This is a genomic window from Pseudomonas sp. R5(2019), from assembly GCF_009905435.1.
Taxonomy (GTDB): domain Bacteria; phylum Pseudomonadota; class Gammaproteobacteria; order Pseudomonadales; family Pseudomonadaceae; genus Aquipseudomonas.
The window spans coordinates 49,464-69,371 of sequence record NZ_JAAAMT010000011.1 but is presented as its reverse complement, the minus strand read 5'-3'; the positions used below and the strand labels follow the sequence as shown (position 1 = coordinate 69,371).

Annotated in this window: 31 protein-coding genes; 3 read left to right on the top strand and 28 right to left on the bottom strand. The window is 52.1% G+C overall.

Going from position 1 to position 19,908, the window contains the following annotated elements; translation table 11 throughout:
- Positions 1–276: 276 nt before the first annotated feature.
- The 7 genes from GUY40_RS09925 to GUY40_RS09895 form a co-directional block, all read right to left on the bottom strand.
- Positions 277–1,395, bottom strand: a complete 1,119-nt coding sequence (locus tag GUY40_RS09925; protein WP_166568768.1) for a hypothetical protein — start codon at positions 1,393–1,395, stop codon at positions 277–279.
- 16 nt (positions 1,396–1,411) lie between these two features.
- Positions 1,412–2,122 (bottom strand): phospholipase D family protein, encoded by a 711-nt coding sequence (locus GUY40_RS09920; protein WP_256675691.1) that lies wholly within the window; start codon positions 2,120–2,122, stop codon positions 1,412–1,414.
- Positions 2,123–2,965 (bottom strand): thioredoxin domain-containing protein, encoded by an 843-nt coding sequence (locus tag GUY40_RS09915; protein WP_166568767.1) that lies wholly within the window; start codon positions 2,963–2,965, stop codon positions 2,123–2,125.
- Between the two features lie 71 nt (positions 2,966–3,036).
- A complete protein-coding gene (locus tag GUY40_RS09910; RefSeq protein ID WP_166568766.1) occupies positions 3,037–3,255 on the bottom strand; it encodes a hypothetical protein in 219 nt (72 codons plus the stop codon).
- A gap of 89 nt (positions 3,256–3,344) precedes the next feature.
- Complete coding sequence (locus GUY40_RS09905) at positions 3,345–4,499, bottom strand: tyrosine-type recombinase/integrase (RefSeq protein WP_166568765.1); 1,155 nt, start codon at positions 4,497–4,499, stop codon at positions 3,345–3,347.
- 6 nt (positions 4,500–4,505) lie between these two features.
- Positions 4,506–4,979 carry a hypothetical protein gene (locus tag GUY40_RS09900; RefSeq protein ID WP_166568764.1) on the bottom strand — a complete coding sequence of 158 codons (474 nt, stop codon included), beginning with the start codon at positions 4,977–4,979 and terminating at the stop codon, positions 4,506–4,508.
- Between the two features lie 325 nt (positions 4,980–5,304).
- A complete protein-coding gene (locus GUY40_RS09895) occupies positions 5,305–5,802 on the bottom strand; it encodes a hypothetical protein (protein ID WP_166568763.1) in 498 nt (165 codons plus the stop codon).
- Between the two features lie 836 nt (positions 5,803–6,638).
- On the opposite strand from GUY40_RS09895, the gene GUY40_RS09890 reads away from it, so the two are divergent.
- Both GUY40_RS09890 and GUY40_RS09885 read left to right on the top strand, forming a co-directional pair.
- Entirely contained in the window at positions 6,639–7,316 is a 678-nt protein-coding gene (locus GUY40_RS09890; RefSeq protein ID WP_166568762.1) for a hypothetical protein, read from the top strand.
- Between the two features lie 483 nt (positions 7,317–7,799).
- Positions 7,800–8,393, top strand: a complete 594-nt coding sequence (locus GUY40_RS09885; RefSeq protein WP_166568761.1) for a hypothetical protein — start codon at positions 7,800–7,802, stop codon at positions 8,391–8,393.
- Between the two features lie 63 nt (positions 8,394–8,456).
- Here GUY40_RS09885 and GUY40_RS09880 read toward each other — a convergent pair whose 3' ends face one another.
- Both GUY40_RS09880 and GUY40_RS09875 read right to left on the bottom strand, forming a co-directional pair.
- Positions 8,457–8,708: a hypothetical protein gene (locus GUY40_RS09880; RefSeq protein WP_166568841.1), complete on the bottom strand. Its 252-nt coding sequence runs from the start codon at positions 8,706–8,708 to the stop codon at positions 8,457–8,459.
- A gap of 128 nt (positions 8,709–8,836) precedes the next feature.
- Complete coding sequence (locus tag GUY40_RS09875) at positions 8,837–9,340, bottom strand: hypothetical protein (RefSeq protein WP_166568760.1); 504 nt, start codon at positions 9,338–9,340, stop codon at positions 8,837–8,839.
- A 91-nt stretch (positions 9,341–9,431) separates the two neighbouring features.
- Here GUY40_RS09875 and GUY40_RS09870 point away from each other — a divergent pair, with 91 nt between their 5' ends.
- A complete protein-coding gene (locus GUY40_RS09870; RefSeq protein WP_166568701.1) occupies positions 9,432–9,767 on the top strand; it encodes a hypothetical protein in 336 nt (111 codons plus the stop codon).
- A 72-nt stretch (positions 9,768–9,839) separates the two neighbouring features.
- On the opposite strand, the gene GUY40_RS09865 is transcribed toward GUY40_RS09870, so the two are convergent.
- The 19 genes from GUY40_RS09865 to GUY40_RS09775 form a co-directional block, all read right to left on the bottom strand.
- Positions 9,840–10,628: a hypothetical protein gene (locus GUY40_RS09865; protein WP_166568759.1), complete on the bottom strand. Its 789-nt coding sequence runs from the start codon at positions 10,626–10,628 to the stop codon at positions 9,840–9,842.
- A gap of 431 nt (positions 10,629–11,059) precedes the next feature.
- Positions 11,060–11,284, bottom strand: coding sequence for a hypothetical protein (locus tag GUY40_RS09860; protein WP_166568758.1), 225 nt, complete (start codon positions 11,282–11,284; stop codon positions 11,060–11,062).
- Between the two features lie 82 nt (positions 11,285–11,366).
- Complete coding sequence (locus GUY40_RS09855) at positions 11,367–11,702, bottom strand: hypothetical protein (protein ID WP_166568757.1); 336 nt, start codon at positions 11,700–11,702, stop codon at positions 11,367–11,369.
- A gap of 69 nt (positions 11,703–11,771) precedes the next feature.
- Positions 11,772–12,212 (bottom strand): hypothetical protein, encoded by a 441-nt coding sequence (locus GUY40_RS09850; RefSeq protein WP_166568756.1) that lies wholly within the window; start codon positions 12,210–12,212, stop codon positions 11,772–11,774.
- 186 nt (positions 12,213–12,398) lie between these two features.
- On the bottom strand, positions 12,399–12,548 hold the full coding sequence (locus GUY40_RS09845) for a hypothetical protein (protein ID WP_166568755.1): 150 nt from the start codon (positions 12,546–12,548) through the stop codon (positions 12,399–12,401).
- A 178-nt stretch (positions 12,549–12,726) separates the two neighbouring features.
- Positions 12,727–13,077, bottom strand: coding sequence for a hypothetical protein (locus GUY40_RS09840; protein ID WP_166568754.1), 351 nt, complete (start codon positions 13,075–13,077; stop codon positions 12,727–12,729).
- Between the two features lie 94 nt (positions 13,078–13,171).
- Positions 13,172–13,471, bottom strand: coding sequence for a hypothetical protein (locus tag GUY40_RS09835; RefSeq protein WP_178117758.1), 300 nt, complete (start codon positions 13,469–13,471; stop codon positions 13,172–13,174).
- 31 nt (positions 13,472–13,502) lie between these two features.
- Complete coding sequence (locus tag GUY40_RS09830; protein WP_166568753.1) at positions 13,503–13,772, bottom strand: hypothetical protein; 270 nt, start codon at positions 13,770–13,772, stop codon at positions 13,503–13,505.
- An 82-nt stretch (positions 13,773–13,854) separates the two neighbouring features.
- On the bottom strand, positions 13,855–14,037 hold the full coding sequence (locus GUY40_RS09825; RefSeq protein ID WP_166568752.1) for a hypothetical protein: 183 nt from the start codon (positions 14,035–14,037) through the stop codon (positions 13,855–13,857).
- A gap of 23 nt (positions 14,038–14,060) precedes the next feature.
- Complete coding sequence (locus tag GUY40_RS09820; protein ID WP_166568751.1) at positions 14,061–14,336, bottom strand: ASCH domain-containing protein; 276 nt, start codon at positions 14,334–14,336, stop codon at positions 14,061–14,063.
- Positions 14,337–14,347: 11 nt separating this feature from the next.
- Positions 14,348–14,650 carry a hypothetical protein gene (locus GUY40_RS09815; RefSeq protein WP_166568750.1) on the bottom strand — a complete coding sequence of 101 codons (303 nt, stop codon included), beginning with the start codon at positions 14,648–14,650 and terminating at the stop codon, positions 14,348–14,350.
- Between the two features lie 40 nt (positions 14,651–14,690).
- Entirely contained in the window at positions 14,691–14,975 is a 285-nt protein-coding gene (locus GUY40_RS09810; RefSeq protein ID WP_166568749.1) for a hypothetical protein, read from the bottom strand.
- A gap of 182 nt (positions 14,976–15,157) precedes the next feature.
- Positions 15,158–15,712 carry a hypothetical protein gene (locus tag GUY40_RS09805; RefSeq protein WP_166568748.1) on the bottom strand — a complete coding sequence of 185 codons (555 nt, stop codon included), beginning with the start codon at positions 15,710–15,712 and terminating at the stop codon, positions 15,158–15,160.
- Positions 15,713–15,900: 188 nt separating this feature from the next.
- Entirely contained in the window at positions 15,901–16,635 is a 735-nt protein-coding gene (locus GUY40_RS09800) for a DUF2971 domain-containing protein (protein ID WP_166568747.1), read from the bottom strand.
- Positions 16,636–16,797: 162 nt separating this feature from the next.
- Complete coding sequence (locus GUY40_RS09795; RefSeq protein WP_256675690.1) at positions 16,798–17,574, bottom strand: hypothetical protein; 777 nt, start codon at positions 17,572–17,574, stop codon at positions 16,798–16,800.
- A gap of 103 nt (positions 17,575–17,677) precedes the next feature.
- Positions 17,678–18,097 carry a hypothetical protein gene (locus GUY40_RS09790; RefSeq protein WP_166568746.1) on the bottom strand — a complete coding sequence of 140 codons (420 nt, stop codon included), beginning with the start codon at positions 18,095–18,097 and terminating at the stop codon, positions 17,678–17,680.
- Positions 18,098–18,154: 57 nt separating this feature from the next.
- A complete protein-coding gene (locus GUY40_RS27975; RefSeq protein ID WP_178117757.1) occupies positions 18,155–18,718 on the bottom strand; it encodes a hypothetical protein in 564 nt (187 codons plus the stop codon).
- Positions 18,715–19,611: a restriction endonuclease gene (locus GUY40_RS09780; RefSeq protein ID WP_166568745.1), complete on the bottom strand. Its 897-nt coding sequence runs from the start codon at positions 19,609–19,611 to the stop codon at positions 18,715–18,717. The genes GUY40_RS27975 and GUY40_RS09780 overlap by 4 nt, the downstream gene beginning before the upstream one ends.
- An 18-nt stretch (positions 19,612–19,629) precedes the next feature.
- Positions 19,630–19,905: a hypothetical protein gene (locus GUY40_RS09775; RefSeq protein ID WP_166568744.1), complete on the bottom strand. Its 276-nt coding sequence runs from the start codon at positions 19,903–19,905 to the stop codon at positions 19,630–19,632.
- Positions 19,906–19,908: the final 3 nt, after the last annotated feature.

Sequence of the window (19,908 nt, the reverse complement as noted above, 5' to 3'; positions counted from 1 at the left end):
ATTGGCTTTTTACGCCAACTCTATTTAATTAAGTACTGCATTTTTTTGGATCAAAAAATCATTTTTAAGGTTTTAGTCGCTTTATTTTTACTGGTGCGATGCCAGCATCAGATATGTAGCGCTGCTACATATTAGAATTTCTGCAAATTTTCTGTTGCTAAGCCTGTCTGTAAGGCTTGATTTGAGGAAATGTAAGCACAGGTTCTCCAACAAATCAAGCTCCACCGACGCTGCGTAGTTGCGTTAGATCTTTACATAACCTCTCGCTGGATAAAGCTATTTTTCGAAGATGATCATGTTGTCGCGTTCAGCCGGGTTCCTAGTCAACGCCAGGGTGAACGAATAGAACCTGTCACCATGTTGGATCAGCAAATCCGCTACCGAAGTCGATGAGGCATTCGGCTTCCGCTCGACGATCACGACCCCCTGATTGAACTGCTTTACCACCCAGTCTTGGTCGTTCGACAGGAATGAAATCAGTTTCCCCTTCGGATCCGGCAAGAGTCGAATTTTCGTCGGCAGGTCTTTTGCTACCTTCAGGAAATAGACCTGCTCGCTGGAATGCTTGAGTTTCACCACTTTCCCGACGACGGTCTCTGGCGATGGATCTCGGTAGACCGTTACACCTTGTGGCGCACCATAGCTGCCATTTGTTACTGCTGGGGCTATGGTGCTGCTGGCAGGGGGCTGATTGGACGATATGGCCACCTCGGGCTTATCACGCTTGTAAGCCGCCGCAATGCTGCTGCCTGGAACGTGATTGAACGCCGCTGACGCCGCTTCGCGGAGCGCGATGGCTTCCTGTTCCGGGTTAGGTTGGTTCTTGGCTGGTACGGCACTGGAGGCACTACCCTGCGAGCCGATCGCTTCGGGTGCGGGCTGCTCAAGCACCATCTCGGGCTTCGCCTTTGGCGGCAACTGACCTTGTTCTGTTGAGGGCTTGTCCTCAGTCACCAGTGGCTTGACGACTTCGGGCTCAACGGGTGCCTTAGCGACTTCAGGCTCAACCATTGGCTCAGCGGTCGTTCCCGTCGAGTCCAGGGGCTCACCATCCGTGACCGGCTTGCCCAAGAGGCTCAACACCGGTTTGGTTGTTATCGAGCTGTCTATTGGCTCATTCACTTCGTCGCTGGTTTCAGTCGGCTGCTCCTGCGCCGCTGCAACGACCGGCTCTACAACACCAGAGTCAGAACTCAAAGATGTTTGGGGCTGAACCTTTTCCTCACCACCAGGCAGCAGGCTATAGACTGCCGCCGCCCCGGCAGCGGCCATAGCCACGCCCAGCAAAGTTTTTTTCAGCCGTGGCGTCATCAGTATTTTTTTTGGCCGCTGCTCACCTACGATGCTCTCTGTGGCGCCGCCGAGTTCTTCGGGCTGTTCATTTTCAGTTTGCATTGGTTCCATCCTCGATCTAATAAGCCGATTGCCAAAGAACACCGTCGGAGTACCGGGACTCCCAGTGGTTTAAATATTGTTTCGCTAACTCAGGTACATTCCATATTGCTAAAACATTCTCGCTATTGCGAGTTTCAGCGGATCTCGAATAGTTGAATGAACCGGTCTGCAAGTGCGCTCTATCTGATACGACGAATTTGTCATGATGAATTTGATACTTGCCATTCAATCGTACAGATATTCCGTTGTTCACTAACAAGTTGAGAGCCTGGCGACTTGCGCTGTTTGAGGCGTTGCCTTTTTTATCAACAACCACTTTCACATCAACACCACGTCTCTTGGCTGCGATCAATGCCTTTACGACTTCAGGGCTGGTAAACGAATACGCCGCGAGTCGAAGTTCATGCTCGGCCCCATTGATCATGTTCAGCACTACACGGAGCCCTCCGGGTCCGGGTGAAAAGCCGACTTGCAGCACTGCCGCCCCCGGTAGTGGCATGCCGGTGGACGCTTCTGGCGTTGCCCCTTGAGTACGGCCTTTAAACGATTGCGAGTCATCGATAATGGGTCGAATGCTTCCGGCATCTGCCCCTGAGGTAATGGTTGCAGAAGCCGTTTTTGTATTGCGGGTGGAGTCTATTAGCGGCCTGTACGCCAATGCTGCAATCACGACGGCCCCGACACCAACCATGATCAAGCTGTTTCGTGCCCTTGGGGAAAGCTTCATTTACTGCGGTTCCCTGGCATTCGCTTTTTTCGCTGGCTCACCATCCGCTTTGGTCAGCTCAGCGAGCGCTTCCATCAGCTGCTCGCCCGAGTACATGCCTTGCAACAGCGCATGGCGATCCTTGTAAACAAGCAGAGAGCTAGGCGTTTGTTGAATGCCCAAACCGATGGCCTCATCGAGGTCTGCACGCACCTTACCGATTGGCGTTTGCTGATCCATGCAACGCATAAACTCTCGGTGGTCCAGGTTGAGCTCCTTTGCCAGTTGACCAACCGGCCTGACCACGCCCGCGCCGTTTCCTTCCGTGGTCTCGAAAATCAGTCCGGCCATTTTGAAGAAACCATTGTTGCCGTCCTGCAGGGCGGCACACTCGGCCGCAATCGCCTCGTTCATAGAGGTCTTGCCGTGAACGGGAACGTGCTTGAAGACGACGGAGATGTTTCCTCCCGAAGAGTCCACCAGGTTGATCAGCTCCGGGAAGTGTGCCCGACATGCCGGACATTCGAAGTCCGAGTACTCGATGATGGTGAACTTGGATGTTGCGCTGCCGTAGGAGCGTTCAGCGTTAACCAACTCAAGCCCCGGCACCACCGCCCGCTTGTCCGGTCGGGACACACCATAGGTCGCTAGTGCCGATGCCAATTCACCCGCGCTGTACGCCCATGGCTTTACGGCCTGCACCCGCTGGGAAAGCAGTTGCCCTTCTGCCAACACATTTGAGGTTCGTTGGTAGTTCAGCATGGAAACAGCCAGCGCCGTAGCGGACAGCGATAGCGTTAGGCCTGTTAACCACTTCTTACCCTTACCGGCTGCCTGATTGGTTGTTGTACTGTGCTCGCCCATAAACCCACTCCTCCATTATCGGGCTGAATCCTACATTCCTTTTCGACTCCGAATTCTCCGCTTCTTGCAATTTATTGCGCAGTTTCCAGAATTTTTTCACCATCTGGGATTTCGACAACAACGACCGGTAATACCGTGCCTTTTTTGGCACCGGCAATCCGCCGAAACTGTACCGCCAGTTCGTTTACGAAGAGTCCCTGCGCTTCCCCAGTTGCTGCGTAGCGTGCATCTGCCTCTGAAGCAAAACCAACTCCAGAACCGGTTTCGTCTTTGACGTAAAAAATTTTCATAAGTACTCCAATACCCGACTTTCAGGCAGCCGAATGCAGCCATTGATTAATAGAACGGATTAAATACTGTTACGCAGATAAGTTTGTAACTATGGTTGTTGCTCTTTTCCTTTGTGAAGCTCTGCTAGTTTCTCAGCGTCGTCTTTCCTTGCCACACTGGATGTCTTGGCGTAAATCCGCGTCGTGCGAGGATCTGCGTGGCCGAGTTCATCTTGTGTCGTTTCGAGACTAGCCCCGACCATCAACCGGTGGGTGGCGTTGGTATGCCTGAGCCAGTGCGCCGACATGGCAGCCACTTGTTCCGCGATCTGCGGATCCAGGCAGCTTGCCGCTGCTCGCTGGCCGACTTCAGTGATAATCGCCTGAATCGTACGAGGGGACACCCCTACTCCACCCTTGTACGACTGACGCGGCACCAACGGAAAGCTTTCGGCGGGCAGTGGGTAAACGGGCAAGCCACAAATTTTCCTGAAGCGCATCAGTTCAGCCAGCAACATCGAGTTGATCGTTACAAGCCGCGCCTTGGATCCCTTTCCGACCACCTTCAACTGCCAGGTAATGTCACGGCGTACAAAATCGCTCATCCTGCCATTCGCTACTTCCTCGCACCGCAGCCCGGTGTGATAGAACAAGGCAAAGACCCAGCGAACACGATCTGCATGCTTTTTCTCAAGGGGCGTCCGGTTGGCCATCCCCAGAATGAACATCCACAGGTAGTCCCACGCCTCGACGGAAAGGAAGCGATCCTGGTCCGCGTGCACCACCACAGTTGGCTTGTGGGAAAGTTCGAAAGGGTTGAGCCGCATGTACCCGGCAGCGATCAGATAGCGGCAGAGGCCAATCAGAACGGTACGGCTGAAGCAGATTGACTCGTTCGACACAGCAGCCCTAAGCAACTGAGTATCGGCAAGCTTTTCTCCGCTCTTCGCCTTCGCCGGTCTGATCCAGTGTTTAGGGGGGTTACCCAGATGATTGTAGAAATCATGCACATGCTCAACGTTGAGCGAATTCAAGTTAAGGCGCTTTTCCATCATCCAAATCAGAAGCTTCTTTGCTTCTGTTTTATAGCTCTTGAACGTGTGCCGAGAACGGAGACCTTTGGCCTTCATCCAAGCACGCACAGCCTCAAAATCATTTTTGGCACCAATGATATTGCCAGCCGGGGAATGCTCAGCAACCGCCGACAGCGGGTCAGCAATGCTGGCTGGATCAATATCTGATGATGGGGCCGGGATAGCGTCCAATTCAATCTACCCTTTTTCTAATATCTTCTTTAATTTAATCACGCCGTTGGCCCAAGTTATTCGAGACTTCAGCATTCGATTGGTTTCCGTCAGCATGGTACTTTGATCGCCCCAAAGACAACCAAACAGACAACACACTTTATTGTAGTCCCGAAAAATTAGCAGGCGTTGTCCAGGTTCATCGACTACAAGCATACTGTCCGAGTAAGAAACGATGAAACGCACTGCTTTTCGGAAGCTAATTTTCAGAACCGGGTCGCCACGCATTGTCATTGTGCGTACGGCAAAATCGTCACCGGCTTTTAAACTGCAATCGCGAATATCCAAATGCACTGAGCTACGTTCGAACTCGATTGGCGAGGAGTAATGTTCATAATCCTCCCTTTCCATGATCAGTACATTTTCATAATTTTGGAATAACTTTGAAATTTCAGTATGCATCTCACCAAAGGCAAATGCTCTACTTGCATCGTTTAACATCAAGCGCCTCACGATTAAAGGTATTCACCACTCGCGAGATTCTGGCATTTCACTACTGGGTTCACCGAGTCATAGCTTTTGGTCAAACTTCCGCGCACTGAAGCGATACCAGAACCTCACAGCACTCGTACTCTAGCACTTTCCTGCATCGCTTTCTCGAACGCTACCAGGAGGTTCGGACTCTGCATCGCTTCGAATCGGTTTCGAGCGATGACCTCTACCTGAAAGTTTGGCCGGGGAGCAGAGCAGACAAACACCGTGGTGCTGCCCTGCTTTTGAGAGATAACAATGCCAATGGTTTGCATGCGACTCATACTGCCCCCGTTCAATTACCGCCAGCAGCGGTACGCCACGAGTTTTGCGCGGCCTCGGTCACAACCATGCCCTGTTTCCATTCCTCGGTGCTCGCCAGCTCATCGAGCGGGCTTGCGCAGGTAATGGCGTAGCCCATATCAAATACTTCGGCAATCGCCGCGTAGGGCGAAGGGTAGACCCCATGGCCCACAAAGCCGCGGCGGTCGAACAGTTGATAGCGGAAGCTGGAGGTTTGGGCAGTAGCAGTGTTCTCCGTCGCATCGAGAATGATCATCGCCCACGAATCGTTACTGCCACTGACGAAGGTTACGCCGAGACCCTGCGCGTCATATGCATCGAGCGCTTGCAGCAGTCCGGTGTTTTTACCTTTGAGTTCGTCGATGATCTGCGTGCATTCCTCGACTGCTTTGCCATCGGAATCAGCCCGCGCTTCAGTTAACCAGGTCTCCCAGATGCTGACAGCGCCCAGGTACTTCTTTTCGTAAATGGTGCGGTTTTGCTTGCTCATGTTGGTAATACTCTGACGGCTTGTTTATTCCATTGAACAACAAAAAAATCCGGTTTCAATAGCTGGCAGATAAATTATTCATGGCCGACTGCTTACTAAGCGTGACTACAACTTTCGCGTTAGCGTTTTGCAATCTACCCCATCAAGTCTGGCCTTCTCAGGAGCGACTTTACAGTACAGCGCCAACTTCTCGGCTTCGGCCTGGGCATTGCGATGCTTCATGAGGTACGGCGTTGCCACCGCAAAACAAAGCACAATCAAGATCAAGAATTTACCGTACGACATAAGGCACCTCTCCTAAGTTTTTCGTCGCGTACTTTCGCACCTTACCCAATCTTGCGCTAGCTTCATCGCCTTGATCACCAGAGCGCGGAGGTTGGGGGAACAAGCACCTCGCGCCTACATGGATAGGATAAAAAGCTATTTTATTGAAACCTCAACCCCTCCTCTTGTACGTAACCACTCAATTCAACCCCAGTGCCATTTCCTGTGGGGAGCCTGAATGTCTCCAGGCCGTGAAGTCTGAAGTGGTTTTCGATGTGGTCGATCTTCTCGGTTGCTTCCCCAGGCAGCACCACTACCCAACGATTCGTGCTATCGCACCACCGGCAACCATACCCACCAGCGAACTTGTTTTCTGCGCATGGACGCATCGGATCAACAGTTCCCAAGTAGCGGTTCAACGCTCTCGCAAGGTGTCTATCATGAATGTTTTTCAGCACCTTAAACCCTTATAGAAGAAAGCCATGTCACTAGTTGTACCACTAAAAATTCGATTCTCAATAGCTAGCACTAATGGTATAAAGAGAATACTAATTTCAAGGATGTAATTTTAAATGAAGGTCAATTCATTAGTTTCCAAGTCCATCCGTGACAATTTGGTAACCGCTGTCACCTCATACCAGGGCGTAGGCCAACACGACGACTGGCAGACTTTTGAACGGGCCTCCAAGTTTTTCTCTTTTGCCCTCAGTGGGTATGATCGTTTCGCAAGTCTTCAGGAGAACTCCTTAATTACTCGGGAGTCCATGGCGGTTCTGCGCGCTTGTACCGAAGTCGAGGTGTATTACTCCAACATGGGAGACCTCAATTACTTCCAAGCTGTACACCGCGCCAAGCGCACGCGAGAGCAAGCGTCCAAAGCCCGTTGGTATGGGTTAATAAATAGCGCCATCAGCACTCACCGGGAGTTGTTCGCAAAGTTTCGCTTCTACGAGCTGGTCAATCTGCTGGATACCGGCACTCAGACGAACAACAAACCAGTCTTCGAGTTGCCCAAGGCTGCGGCATTTCCCCTAGGTCACGCCGTAGGCAGCGTAGAAACGCTATCACTGATCGGCAGTTCGCCGCTCTATGCTGATCCGCTGCGTTCGCCGTCGCTGGCTGTGAAGCTCGGTTTGGTAACAGTCGAAGAGTTCATGCAGCAAGGGATCGATTGCGCGAGACCACTCAGTTCGGCCAAAGCCCGACAGGAGTTCGAGGACAAGCGACGGGGTTATGCGCAGGAGGCCTAACGAGGGCACGCCCCTTGCGGGGCGTTGGATGTAGATCGTTCACCACGCCGATTTGACGAGATTTAGAGCCTCTAGCGCCGGGGGCTCAGGGATTACGTAGTCCCGATACGCAAGAATGTCGTCGTAAATCGGTTCCAGGCAACTCACCCCACGCCAGCAGCCCGCCTCACACCACGTTTGGCCGTCGTGTACGGCCAATACTACGTTGGTTTCGGACTCGCCCCGCTCAACCACACAACCTCTTATAAGAAGCCAACAAACATCTTTATTTTTCGGTGGCTCTCCAATTATCCAATTGTCTTCCATTGGGCAAACTCCTAATTCGAAAAGCATAGTGTCCTATAAAAAAACACAGATGCAAGTACATGGCTCTACAAATTTTACGACAAATAATTTATTGCATACTTTGTTACGGCACCACTTGAAAGCCGAAACTTATGGGGTACGTTAGTTTCATTGAAACTAATCACTGAGGAACTAGAAATGCCTTCTACTGAACCCTGCGTTAAAGTGCTCGTTGCTCACTCTGAAGTTGGCTGCAACCTCGAAGAACCTAACACGGCTGAAGTCACGTTCTATCAAATGTTTGATGGATATACCAAGTTGCTTGAGCCGAATCCGGGTAAAGCCTTGGTCTTGGGTAACAACGAGGTGGCACTCTTGCAGGATGGCGCGTTGCTGTGCGCTACATTGAGCGACGATAGTACCCGTGCGGTGTATGTTGGCGACTTCGACCCTCGCGGTTGGGAAGATGAAGAGAACGCAGCAGAAGTGCTCGCCGCGCCGACGTTCATGGATGTCGAGCAGATCGATTTTCGTAGCGTGTGCGACGGTGAGAAGCGATGCGACGAAAGCACAGCCCCGAGCATCCCGACCGTGGGCCAATGGTCTGAATTCAATCACAATGGCCAGCGCTGGTCGTTTGACAGTGATGAACTGGCATTGTGGAACGAGGATGAAGAGCAGTTTGAGTTCTACAACTTTCACGGGATTGAAGAGCCTTCCAAGGAAGCGGTGGTAGCGTTTATCGAGCAATGCGCCCTTGTCCCTGTGTACTCTCCACCGATCGTTTCTTGAAGGCCGTAGCGAACGCCACTCGGTTTCCCAACCACCGGCCCCTTCACAGGGGCCGCGCCTGACCTAATCGCTACTTTCACAATCAATGAGCGCTTCCAAAGCGAACGCCAGTGCTCCGTCGGCATGCTCCAACAGATCACTGAGTTCCTCTTTGCTGATCACATTCGCCAGGTGCAGCGCATGGGCCTGCTGAAGAAGCGCTTTATGGTGTGCACCAGGTTTCGCGAGCAGTGCTTGTTTGTCACGCAGCAACGCTTCCCACCGCGCAACAGCCTCGGCCTTACTCGGCTGCAAACCGGGAGCGCCAACGTTCATCTCAGGCATTGGATATGTCCTCAAAATATACTGTATATAACAACAGTATATCCTAAAGACTCGGGCCGCTAGATCTGCCAGATGAGATGCAAAGGTCGGCACTGGCCAGTGACCTTGCACTGATCACCTCAGGCTACAGGTCGGACTGCCGACCACACCCAGTAGCCATAAACACAACGGTGAGCGACCCGAACACTCCCATCAGCGTTGATGACCTCAGTTACCCGCGAGGGGTCGTAGGTATCGCGGATCACCCCATTGACCACAGCAGCAGTATGTCGGCTGAGCTTCACGACCAGCCGCCCCAACGGTAATTCACCTTGCGAAAGGTGCGTGGTGCAGCCCTGACCGACCTGCATAGTTGGCACCCAGGAAAAACCAAGCTCGTACATGAAATCTCGAAACCATTTGCGCCGGGTGTCCACTCCGCGCCTCGCTGTCGCGCCCTTACTACCGCGTTCAGCGCCTACACCTTTTGCGATGGCCGCATAAACCTCGGCATAGGGACGGTCGCTCGCAATCGCCACTGCGCGCACAACGCAGTCGTCTGCTTTCCCGCGAAAGCCCGCCTCGGCTCTACCGCCGTCGTCGAAGACGAAAGGAAGACGTAGCTTTTGGTCGAGCGCAGTCATGGTCGATGGTTCCCCTGATCTGATTACTCGATTAATAGATCACACCTTCGGCGCAGCCCTGTCCATCCTGCAATGAGGTGCCAGCCAGGTCATGAGTATCGCTTATCGATTACTGGCAGTAGCCACGGCGAGCGCCTGCCAACATACTGTTCATATGTACAGCAAACAGGTTGCAATCATGACCCGCGAATTACCGTCCTTCGATACGGTCACGAAAAAGGAACTGCGTGCCCTCTGGAGGCAGCACGCCGACCCCGACATACACCGCCTGATCCTTGAGGTCGTCCGCTATCGCCAGGTGATGAAGGAAATCGATGAGCTTTACAAAAGCACCCATCAAGCGTGGCGCGATCAGGTCGGCGGCAATCTAATTGCCCTCCACATGCTGTTGCAGATAATGACCATCGAACGTCAACGACTGCCCTGAGACAGGATAGCCGACGGATAATTGCCAGAGACTAATGGAGAGTCTTTGGCAATTATGTGCATCTTAACTAACTTAGATGGAACAATTGTTTCGAACTCGTGAGTACATTTCTGCAAACCCATCAAGCCTGAAATTTACGGTGCGAACAGTAGTCGGAGTGACAATTTTAAGGATACCTTCCCTTCCGGATAGAAGATCATCAACAAGAGCCTTCGGCGGCGTAGATACAAGAGCAGAGTACGTTGCCATTTGCGCTGGCACATCGTACGTTTGCTGCCGATCTACATAAATACGATATGAAACCGAGCTACCTGGGGCCGCGATAATATCGGATTGTTTCACAGTCAGGAATACTGTTCCTTTGGTACAAATAGCACCCAGACCCTCTCGCCGATTTTCACCGTGTGCTACCGGGCCGTCGAGCCGTGTATTTTCGACAGTGGAGGTATAGCTGTAATCATCGCCGAACAGCTTTCTGCCATAACCGTGCTGTTGCTTTCCGAGTACCCCTGCCCGAACCTTGTTCTCATCTACAGATTTTTGAACTGGGTCGCCAATCTCATCAACCAGCCCCAGATCGCCCAAACTGTAAGGCTTATCTAAGATCACTTTTCCCGTATCGCCTGCAACTTTTACAAGCAGCAATCCTTGAGGAGATCTAAAGGTTTGCACGACTGTTACTTTTTGACCGTCCATCAAGGCGTCACGGATTCCCATGTACGCCTGATCTTTTGTGACTACATAACTCTTGCCAAGATAATTCGCGTCAGCCGCATACTCACCCCGGCCTTGCTGATTGCTCTGGCAGCCGACAAGCGCAAAACCCAGCATCGCGACACTTAGAAAACTCCGCTTGTACATCCCTGTTTACTCCTAAACCTGTAGTTGAATGGCGGCAAGGGGCTTTACCTGTATGTCGCAGACGCGAAACCCGCACCCTGGCACTGCAACAGGCCCAGTCAAGGGCCGTGCGTGCAGCGAACTTTTCCTCAACCGTCAGACCGCTTGGCAATTGGGCGACCTGACCATACTTTGTAGAGGAAGAAAACTGTGGCCAACATTGCGCTGCCAACTCCCATGCTATCCGGTCGGAACCTGAGAGAGTCGGCTATGTTACCTGCACCAAATCCAACCAAAATAATGATTACAAACGGCAAATATGACTTCCATTTAGACATGCGCTTATCCTTTGTATCCGGACGCGAAAACCGCGCCGTTTCTACTGCCGCTGCCCAACTCGATGGGCTGGGCTTTGGCGTACCTGGGCGGGACTTTCCTACCTGTGTGAAAAGTCAGCGCGGCGCGTAACCGGCACGGCCCAAGGCATCCTGCAACTTGCCGACCGCATCGCGGATAACGTAAGTCTCGGCATCATCCACAGCGCAGCCACGCATATCGTTCCAAGTCAGGCGCTTGACCAACTGGGCCAAGGCCATGGCTTCCTCATGACTCAGTTGGGCGTCGGCTTGCTGGCCGGCGTTGTCAACGGTGATGGTGACGACTTTGGCTTGGCTCATGTTCGAAGTTCCTTTGCGGTTGTGGTGGTTCTCGGCCCAGTACCACGGATGCAGGGCATGGGCAGTTATAGCTCTTTTCCTCTCATTGCTCGCCGATGATCATACGTCGCACAGGTCCATCGATCATCGCCAAAGCTGCTTTGGCCGTGAGAATGTAATCCTCGCTGCTGAGCTTCTGCCCCTCCATCATGGCAATGTCCCATTTGATCACTGCCTGCGCGATAACAAATACAGCCGTTAGGCTGACATCCTTAGGTAACTCAAACGTGTTGTTGGTCGCGGCATTTACGGAAACCACCCACGTTGTTTCGGCACCATTTATTCGGTGACCAACAACGATATGTGGGTCTACCTGGGCGGGATCGATACCGGCGCTGCGAAGGTCTTGGGCTACCTGGTCAAACGGAAGGTTTGTCATCGGCTGGGTTCCTATCGTTGTTTTCCTGCTCATGCCCGCAGTGGCAAGCGCGATTCACTGGCCTCAATTTCAATCGGGTTGGACTTTGGCTCGATCAGCTATTACTGAAAATACATAACTTGTTTGATCAACTATATCGCTTTCAGATAATTCAGAATTTTGAGACTGTACAGATTTGATATAATCCTCAAAATACAGGTCACTAGTTCCTTCTATCTCATAGACGGCAGCCCCATTATATATTTTCGGCAATACCTTATCTAAATTTTTATTTAAGTCGATGGTATTTTTTAGTATAGACATAACCTCACATAGTCCGGGCTCTGATTTATCACTTTCCTTATTCGTACAATGAGCTTCTGTAATCATCGTAGACAGTTGCATGCTGGCCTTAGAGACGGAGACGGCAATCTTCGGATGTTGCAATGAAAGAAATATGATTGACTCAGTAGCTTGTGAGGCATGCGCTCCGACGCTAATTAAGAACGCAAAACCAAGTATTGCTCTCATAAAATACTTCCCTTATTGAAATTGATAGATGCTGTTTCGTCTTCAGGTATAGCAGAAAATCGACTTGCTTCTAGAACGTCAATAGAGCAAATGTCATATCCAACGGCTCAAAGCCCAAGGCGGGTTGATTGCCCTAACCTCGATAGCCCGCGACGGCGGGCTCAAATTGCAGCGGCTTTTCTTGACTTAAAGGCTGTAGATCAAAAAGCCAGCCCCCATCACGAGAGGCACAACTGCGGTCCAAGCCAATCGCTTAGCCTGAAAAATCATGGCTCCGATGCCCGCAATCACCCCGCTCATGCACAACACGAATCCGGTGGTTTCTACAAAGTTCATTTGTCACTTCCTATCATCCTTGAAAACATCAACGCGCAAACGGTTGCTTGCGTTTAGTGACCCGAGCTTTTTACCAACCACTCAACCCAAAATGCTGCCGCTCCGGTAACAGCGATTACAAATGCGGCTATTGCGATACCGCGCTTCGCGCTCTGCATAATTCCTTCCTCCATTTCCCTTAACTGGCGAGTTGTTCGGCAAACGCCGATTTCAGCGCGACAAGGTGAGTAATCGCGGCCTGCAAATTCACCGCTGGATTGCGCACAAACGCCGGTTGGCCTATGTATGTTTTCAGGGACTGAGCAATGCTGTCGCAATAGTTGATGACCTTCGCGGTATTACCAGCCGCAAGGTATTCGCCCATGAATTCAAAGCTGACCAGCGTATCCGAAAGGAACATAACGTCTTTGGGTGCGAACTCATCCAAATCGGTGCCGCTTTGGTTATATGCGGTGTACATGCGGATGGCGGTTGCTACTTGGCCGGTGAAAATGAGAATTCCCGCCAAGTGTTTTGTCTGATCGCTCATACCTAATCTCGATTTTGCGAGCGCGAAAACCGCGCCTTTCCTACTGCCGCTGCCCAGCATGGGCTGGGCGTGGGCGCACCTGGGCGGGAGACTCCTAGAACGGTGCGCTGTCGAGCGCGGGCATGGTTTCGGGTCGAACGGCAGCGGGCGACTTGGCTTCGCGGGCCTGCACTTTCGCCCATGCCTCGGTGCTGTCTTCGCTGTGTCCACAATGCCGACACTGATAGCCGTCACTGCGCCCGCTCGGGTCGGAGTCGCATTCGTGGAACTCCATCGGCGTGAAATGGCACATTGGCACCGGCCCAACGTCGAGGCTACGCATCAGGTCGTTGTAGTCGGTCATCACCTGAAAATAGCGAGCTTCGTCTTCGGGGGTAATGGGATGCTCGATCATGGCCATGGCTTCCTTTCCTCTCTTTTTCCGATCAGAACCGAGTTCCCGGCACAATGCCGAGAGCCAAGCGAATTTCAGTCGCTTTGTCTTCCTGGCCACGGGTGCGGCCATCTTCGTATGCCTTTCGCCGTGCCTTCTCTACCGCATGACCGATAGCCTCAAGCTGTTCGGGAGTCAGCTTCAAGCCTCCCGGCAGTTCAATCAACACTTCATCGGTATCGACTGAGGCCAGACGCACACGACCCAGTGCGTCGTGGCTCATCAAGAAGTCTTCTCCAACCAATGTCTCATCGCGGCTCATCCAATGCTCTCCTGGTGCGATGCTCTTAGCCCGACTGACGGGGCTGTGGTGCTGCGGGGTTTACCGTTCTGCCGCAGAGGACTCACTTGAGCCCGTAATTTCGCTTCAGCTCAACGATACGAGCTACACGCTGCTGGTGGGCCTGGGCGGTGTCCTGAGCGGCTTCGATTGCGCCGTAGGCGACAGCAGCGGTGTACTGTTCGTCCTGTTTTACCAAGTCCACCAGCTCCTGGAGCTGTGCTTGCATTTCTTCGTAGATGGCCATGGGATTTCCCTTTAACAGTTTTCTCAGTGCTGCACATTGATTGCGAAGACTTCGACCGGCTCCGGTCCGAAGTGCGGATGCGTCAATGTCGTCGTGCGGTAGCCCTGCCATGGCAGCGTCAGGCGACGGCTTTGGTCGTCGCGCTTCGGGTAGCCCTTGGTCAGCTCAATTTGGTCGTAAATCCGACCTTCCAGCCGCTGCCGCCAGTACGGCGTCACCAAGCGAAATTCTTCGGTCTTGGTTCCGGCTTTGATCGCGTCGAAGTATTCGCCCTTGAGGGCCAAGGTCAGCGTGGCCATTGGTTCTTTTCCTACGCTGCGGCACGTTCGGGACGGAACACGCATTTGCACTCGTCGAAGTGTGCAATGACGGTGCCCGTCTCGTCGAAATACTTCACGTTCCAAGTCGGGTGGCAGTTGTGCAGATGCTTGCCGTACTGGAGCTGGTTAGTGAAGCGCACATCAAGGTTTGCACTGCCGTTCATGCCTTCGATAGTGCCCATGTCACCATCGACCTCAACCATCATGCCGAGGCGAGCAAACTCGATCCCACGGCAACGGATCATGTCCGCCTGAAACTGTTCCGCCTTACTTTTTTTGCTTGATGCAGCCATGGTCATTCCCTCGCTTCAACGATTTTTCGTGGTCCGTGGACTAGATGAACTGCGGAAGCTTTGCGCCTAGTGCAATCGCTCCTGCCGCGATGGCGACGTATATGAAAATCTTGGCCGCCAAGGTGTCTGTCAACCGGGCCATGATGCCCGCGTAAACGATAGCCAACAGAGCAAAAGAACCGGATACGATGACGGGAATTTTGAACCCGCCAAATTGATCAGCTATCCCCGGTGCTGCCAACAAGATGAACGCTGCAATCAGGGGCTGAATCCAGCGAATATTTTCGGCAAAAAATCCTGCTTTTTCTTTCGACGTATTGATCACTTTTAATTCCCTGTCTCGGCTGTATTCATAGGCGCGAAAACCGCGCCTTCCTATCAGTTCGGAAGCTGTACCAAACTGCCTTCTAGCCTCCCACACTATTTACGAGTTTCAACTCAAATGCATGTATTGCAGGAGATACCGGTCGCGTGAGTCACGCTAAAAGAATTACCGGGGCTGACGGCCTAGTCCGGGCAAGCCTCCCCCTTCAACGCACTCTTCCGAAGTCGATTGACCGACACCAGGAACGCCGCATGCTTATCTGCTTGCTGTAGCTTCTCCAGCATTCTGGGGAGATTGTTTCCATTTCTCGTTGCAGTCAGCTCAGTGTCCGGATCCACCTTGATTGAATCACCAGCCGGATACCCACCAGCGATAATCCACGGCTCCGGGGCGCGGCCAGGTCGAGAGCCCTGCATAGCTTCGGCGGTCGTGTACGAGTCTCCGTAGGCATGCCGGTTAAATAGGTGGATGGCTAGTGTCACGGGAAGAATTTTCCGGTCCGAGACCGCTTGAGCAAGCAGACGCTCAAGCATTGCCCGCGCATCGGTACCTACAGATGCATGGCCGCATGGCTCAAGCTGGACTTGATCCCGAATCGCTTTGCTATGGGAAAAATGATCAGGCCGCAGAGAGGCGATTTTTTGCCAAGCGAGCTGAATCGCGACCTTTAGACTGGGACAGTCCGTCACTTCAAATATTATTTGGAAATCGTCGCTATTTGTTATGCGGATAAACATGTCTTCCCCCAAGGCCGAAAGCAATCTAGCTAAATCGACTCAAACCGCATGCGGGTTCTTGGGGGAACGTCGAAATTTAGCTAGGCATCGCTGTCGCAATTATAGGGAAGATGCTGCAATAAATGTAATCAAAGGACTGCAACCCAATGCAGCCATATGCAGGCCCGTAGGCCGTATTAAGCGGGAGGCTATTTGATCCCGGTGGGATCATATCGCTCTGCATGTAGGTCCCAGGTCTTGCGATCTTGGTAGCAAAGGTAGATTTCGTGTTTTGGGTGCTTTAAGTGAACCCGTGGCAACTCGTCGTCATAATCATCTATTAGGGCAGAAAAATATTTGGCTCCTAGGTAGACAGCTTTAATGGCGGTGCTAGGAATCTCGAAGTCTTGGTGTGGCACTTGCGGCGTGTAGTCAACGCGACGTGCCACCCTGATCTCCTCTTCGTATGACCAATGCAAGGATTTGTAGAGGAACAGTCTTTCAAGCATCAGCCTGTCATGCTGTGCCGTAATTTCACCGTGGTGAGGGAGATGGTCATCCTCCACGCTAGGCCTGACGGTCGTGTAGATCACGTTGCCAGCGCTGGCAGAGATAATGTTTGTCTCTGTGCATTCGAGGCCCGCCTCCTCGGTGTCTATAGCTATCACTCCTCCCCTGTGGTTCTCGCCATAGTGTGCCCACATCAGAGGGTTGAGTGGATTTCGAGTTAGGGAAAGGATGCCTATGGCGTTTCTGATCGTGAAAAGCTTGTCGGCATTAGTCGAGCCAGCGGTGCGCATGTTCAGCCCTTTTTCCATTTCCTTCTCCGCCGCCGCTGCACAGTCGAAGGGATCGTTAAAGTTGACCGGCTTCGTGAACCTGATCGTTCGTTGGTTCAGACACGCATCCAGCCCTTGTAGACTCATGTATTTGTAAACAAGCATCGCAGCTCCTTTATGGCTGATTCGGCAAAGGGCACGGGCTCGCCCATTCGGTGGCGGCGATATTTCGTCCTGGTGGCTCTCTGCCGGTCGTCACTACAGCGTGTGCTGGTCAAGTCTATGCAATTACACATCTACCGTGTCACCCAGGCCATAAAACCGGCTTCATGCCTGTTTGAAATCATACGCATCTTTTCGGAGGACAGAACGCACCGCACGCGTGCGCGACGAGTCCCATGAAGTGCCTGAGCGCTCCTGTCGAAAAACCTGCGCAGCGCTGCTAATCTGACGTAAGCGCGAGCGGAGCCAATTCGCGTCAGCCGTGTAGTAGGCCGCTGGATTGTTGGCCAACAAGGCATTGAGTTTGCTCTTGAGCTCCTCCGTCAGGATCACGCGCCCCAAAATATGGAAGTCAGAGTGACGAAGTGTTGCTGCATCGGCAGCAGTCATAGCTTCTAAATTGGAAGGTATGCCCGCGCAGAAACGATCTGTCTTGAAGATCTGCTTGGCTCTATCGAGCATTGAACCGGCACTGAGTTCACCGCATTGCAGCGGAATGATTACGCGAGCACCAGCATCAATCCAGGCACGAACGCGTTCAGCATGGACTTCCCACAGTGCGAGCGTTCCGCGCTGATCACCGATCACGTCAGGGGCAACGATGCTCAACTTCTGGGGCCTGTCGGTCATATGGAGAACGCTTTCGTAGGCACGAAATACCCTGGCCCACTCAACCACCTCCCGCTTCTGAAACGCCGCAAAGGCCCCGGAATCGATGAACACAGCGAAACCGGCATCAAGGTGACGCGGCAGGACTAAAATTGTTTTAGCGACATCCAGAAGCGTGGCAACAACACCTACAGGAACACCCTCATCAACTGCGGCTCGTAAATCACTTCTCGAACTCATACCTGAATGAAAAGCTAAGTCGAACTTAAACATCTTTCCCCCTTATTGAATAACTTCAACTAGGGGAAACGTTAAACTACAAAAGTCCAGTTACAAGAGCGAAGAACTAATTAATAACCACTTCAGACGGTCACAATCATGGAGCAATGTTAACCAACCATTCCGTGTCCTTTAGGTTTCCATACATCTGGCATGCACGCGGTATCGGATCGTCGAACGTAATTTGGGCAGTTTCCTGCATATAAAGAAATTTTAACTTCATACCCGAGCAATCCTTGTCGGTTGATTTGAAATCTACAAGTTGTCCAGGCTGGTTTGTCAGCAAACCATCCACCACGCCATTCATCTGTACAACCTTATCGGGAGACTTTACATAAATAGTCGTGTTGTATACCCCTTCTTTGACTTTATCGCGCAATACAAAATGCTTGCCGTCCTTCAACGAATTCACATCGATTTCTTTATCAGTGCCAATATGCAGCAACGAATATGCGATCACACATCCGACAGCCACGACCATCAAATTGTAAGGAAAAGCCAAAAGAGAGTTCTGCATATTTATCACTTATTCGATTAGTGAGTTTCTGTAAAAATGCTGCTGCACAATTTCCAGTCATGGTCTCTGCGTAGGCAGGTAGGCCGCGACCAGTGGTAGGCAGAGGCGAACCGCGCTGCGCCTGTGTAAGTTGGTCGGTGCGTAAACGATTCGACTCAGCAACCAATGCCACGACTTCACGAGTCGCTGGTCTGGTGGGGTTTGCGCTTCGAGTTCCGTCTTGAACGTAGCGATTAGCTCGGCTGAACGATTAAACAAACCGGTCTTTTCGCATGAATCGGACAAATCGCGGACCAGCTCTGCGTGGCTCATCAAGCGATCCCGCACCTCCCCATCTGTTTCAACACCATCCAACGCATCGAGCAAATCGGCCATACGCCGATCAATATCTGTCTCGGCAAGCATTGTGACTTCTTGAATGTCGGTAGGCAGCGCTTCGGAACCAGGGCGCTGTTCAGTGCCCGCTCCCTGCTCGGCCTCATGGCTGTTGTACCCAGCGATGTAGTCCTTATATTGCCTGCTGCCGACGCGGAGGTTCTTGAGCGCAGAATCCTCCAAACTGATTCCTTCTTCTTTGGTCTTGCGACCAGCAATGAACGCTGTAGACCTTTTTTTATTCATGAGCTTTTCCTCCGTTCATTCGATTCAGGACCGTCGGTTTGCGCGACATTGTTGGCCTCCGATGAAACCAATTGTCGGGTACCACGGCAGGCTGGAAAATTGGTACATCCGAGAAAAACTTTGCTGGCACTGAGGCTTCCGCCCCCGGCCCTTGCGAATCTCGGTGTCATCACATCGCCGCAGCGGGGGCACCGAGGAGTAGGTGCAGGTTTTGCAGCCGCATCACCTACTGCGCGAAACCAGCTCGCCAGGCTCTTACCGTCGATGAGTTGAATGTTTGTGCCCGAGGCAAATTTCATTGCCTCTGAAGTAAACGCTCCAGACGTGACAACGAATCCGCCCGTGGCTCCCTGCGCTGCCATAACTCCGTACAGCTCGCGTACGACTTGGACACTCACTCTTTGCGCTTTCCATTGTTTGCACTGCACGAGAAACAGTTCGTCGTTCATGCGCAGTACTAAATCAACACCGCCATCTGGCCCTTTTTTCGTCTCCTCAACGAGGTAGCCCTGTCGGCGTAGAGCCTCGCCAGTCATCCGTTCGAACTCGTGCCAAGTAAGGCTTCGAATCGAAGCTCCAGGGTCTTGAGTGGATGAAATCCGGCTGAACTGGTCAGACCGTAATTTGCGCCGGAACGAACCGATTATGCCTCCAAGGATGAAGACCGGAGGCAGTAGGAACTGACCGTAGTAGCCGAGCACCTTGAATATGTTTCCAACAATGGCCTCACCAACATTGCCTGAGGTCATGTTAATAGTCGGTGTTTCCCCGCCAGCATATAAATGCAGACCGACGAATAGCACGGCGGCAATGAGCAGATTTGCCCAAAGTGGAATAGATATGGATATGTCTAGTAAATCGTCAAGCGCTGAGCTTTTACGGCGTCGTGCCATCGTAAATCCCTTTATTTCCTATTTAAGTTGTATGAATACAGGGTGGCTTATGCAGTAAGCAGTGTTGCTCGTGCTTAAATCGGCATCCCAACAATCGTTGTCGCTGTCCCAGCCACTATGATCAAAGTCAAATGAAACACCTACATCGAATCCGTTATCTTGAGCAGCCAGGTGAGCACCACACAAATAGCCGTCAACGAGAATCGCTACGCAGTCGTCACCGATGCGCAGAGCTTTGCCGGGGTTTTCTTCCAAAAGGCGGCGATACGACGAAAGCGTGTTCTCGTAAGACATTTT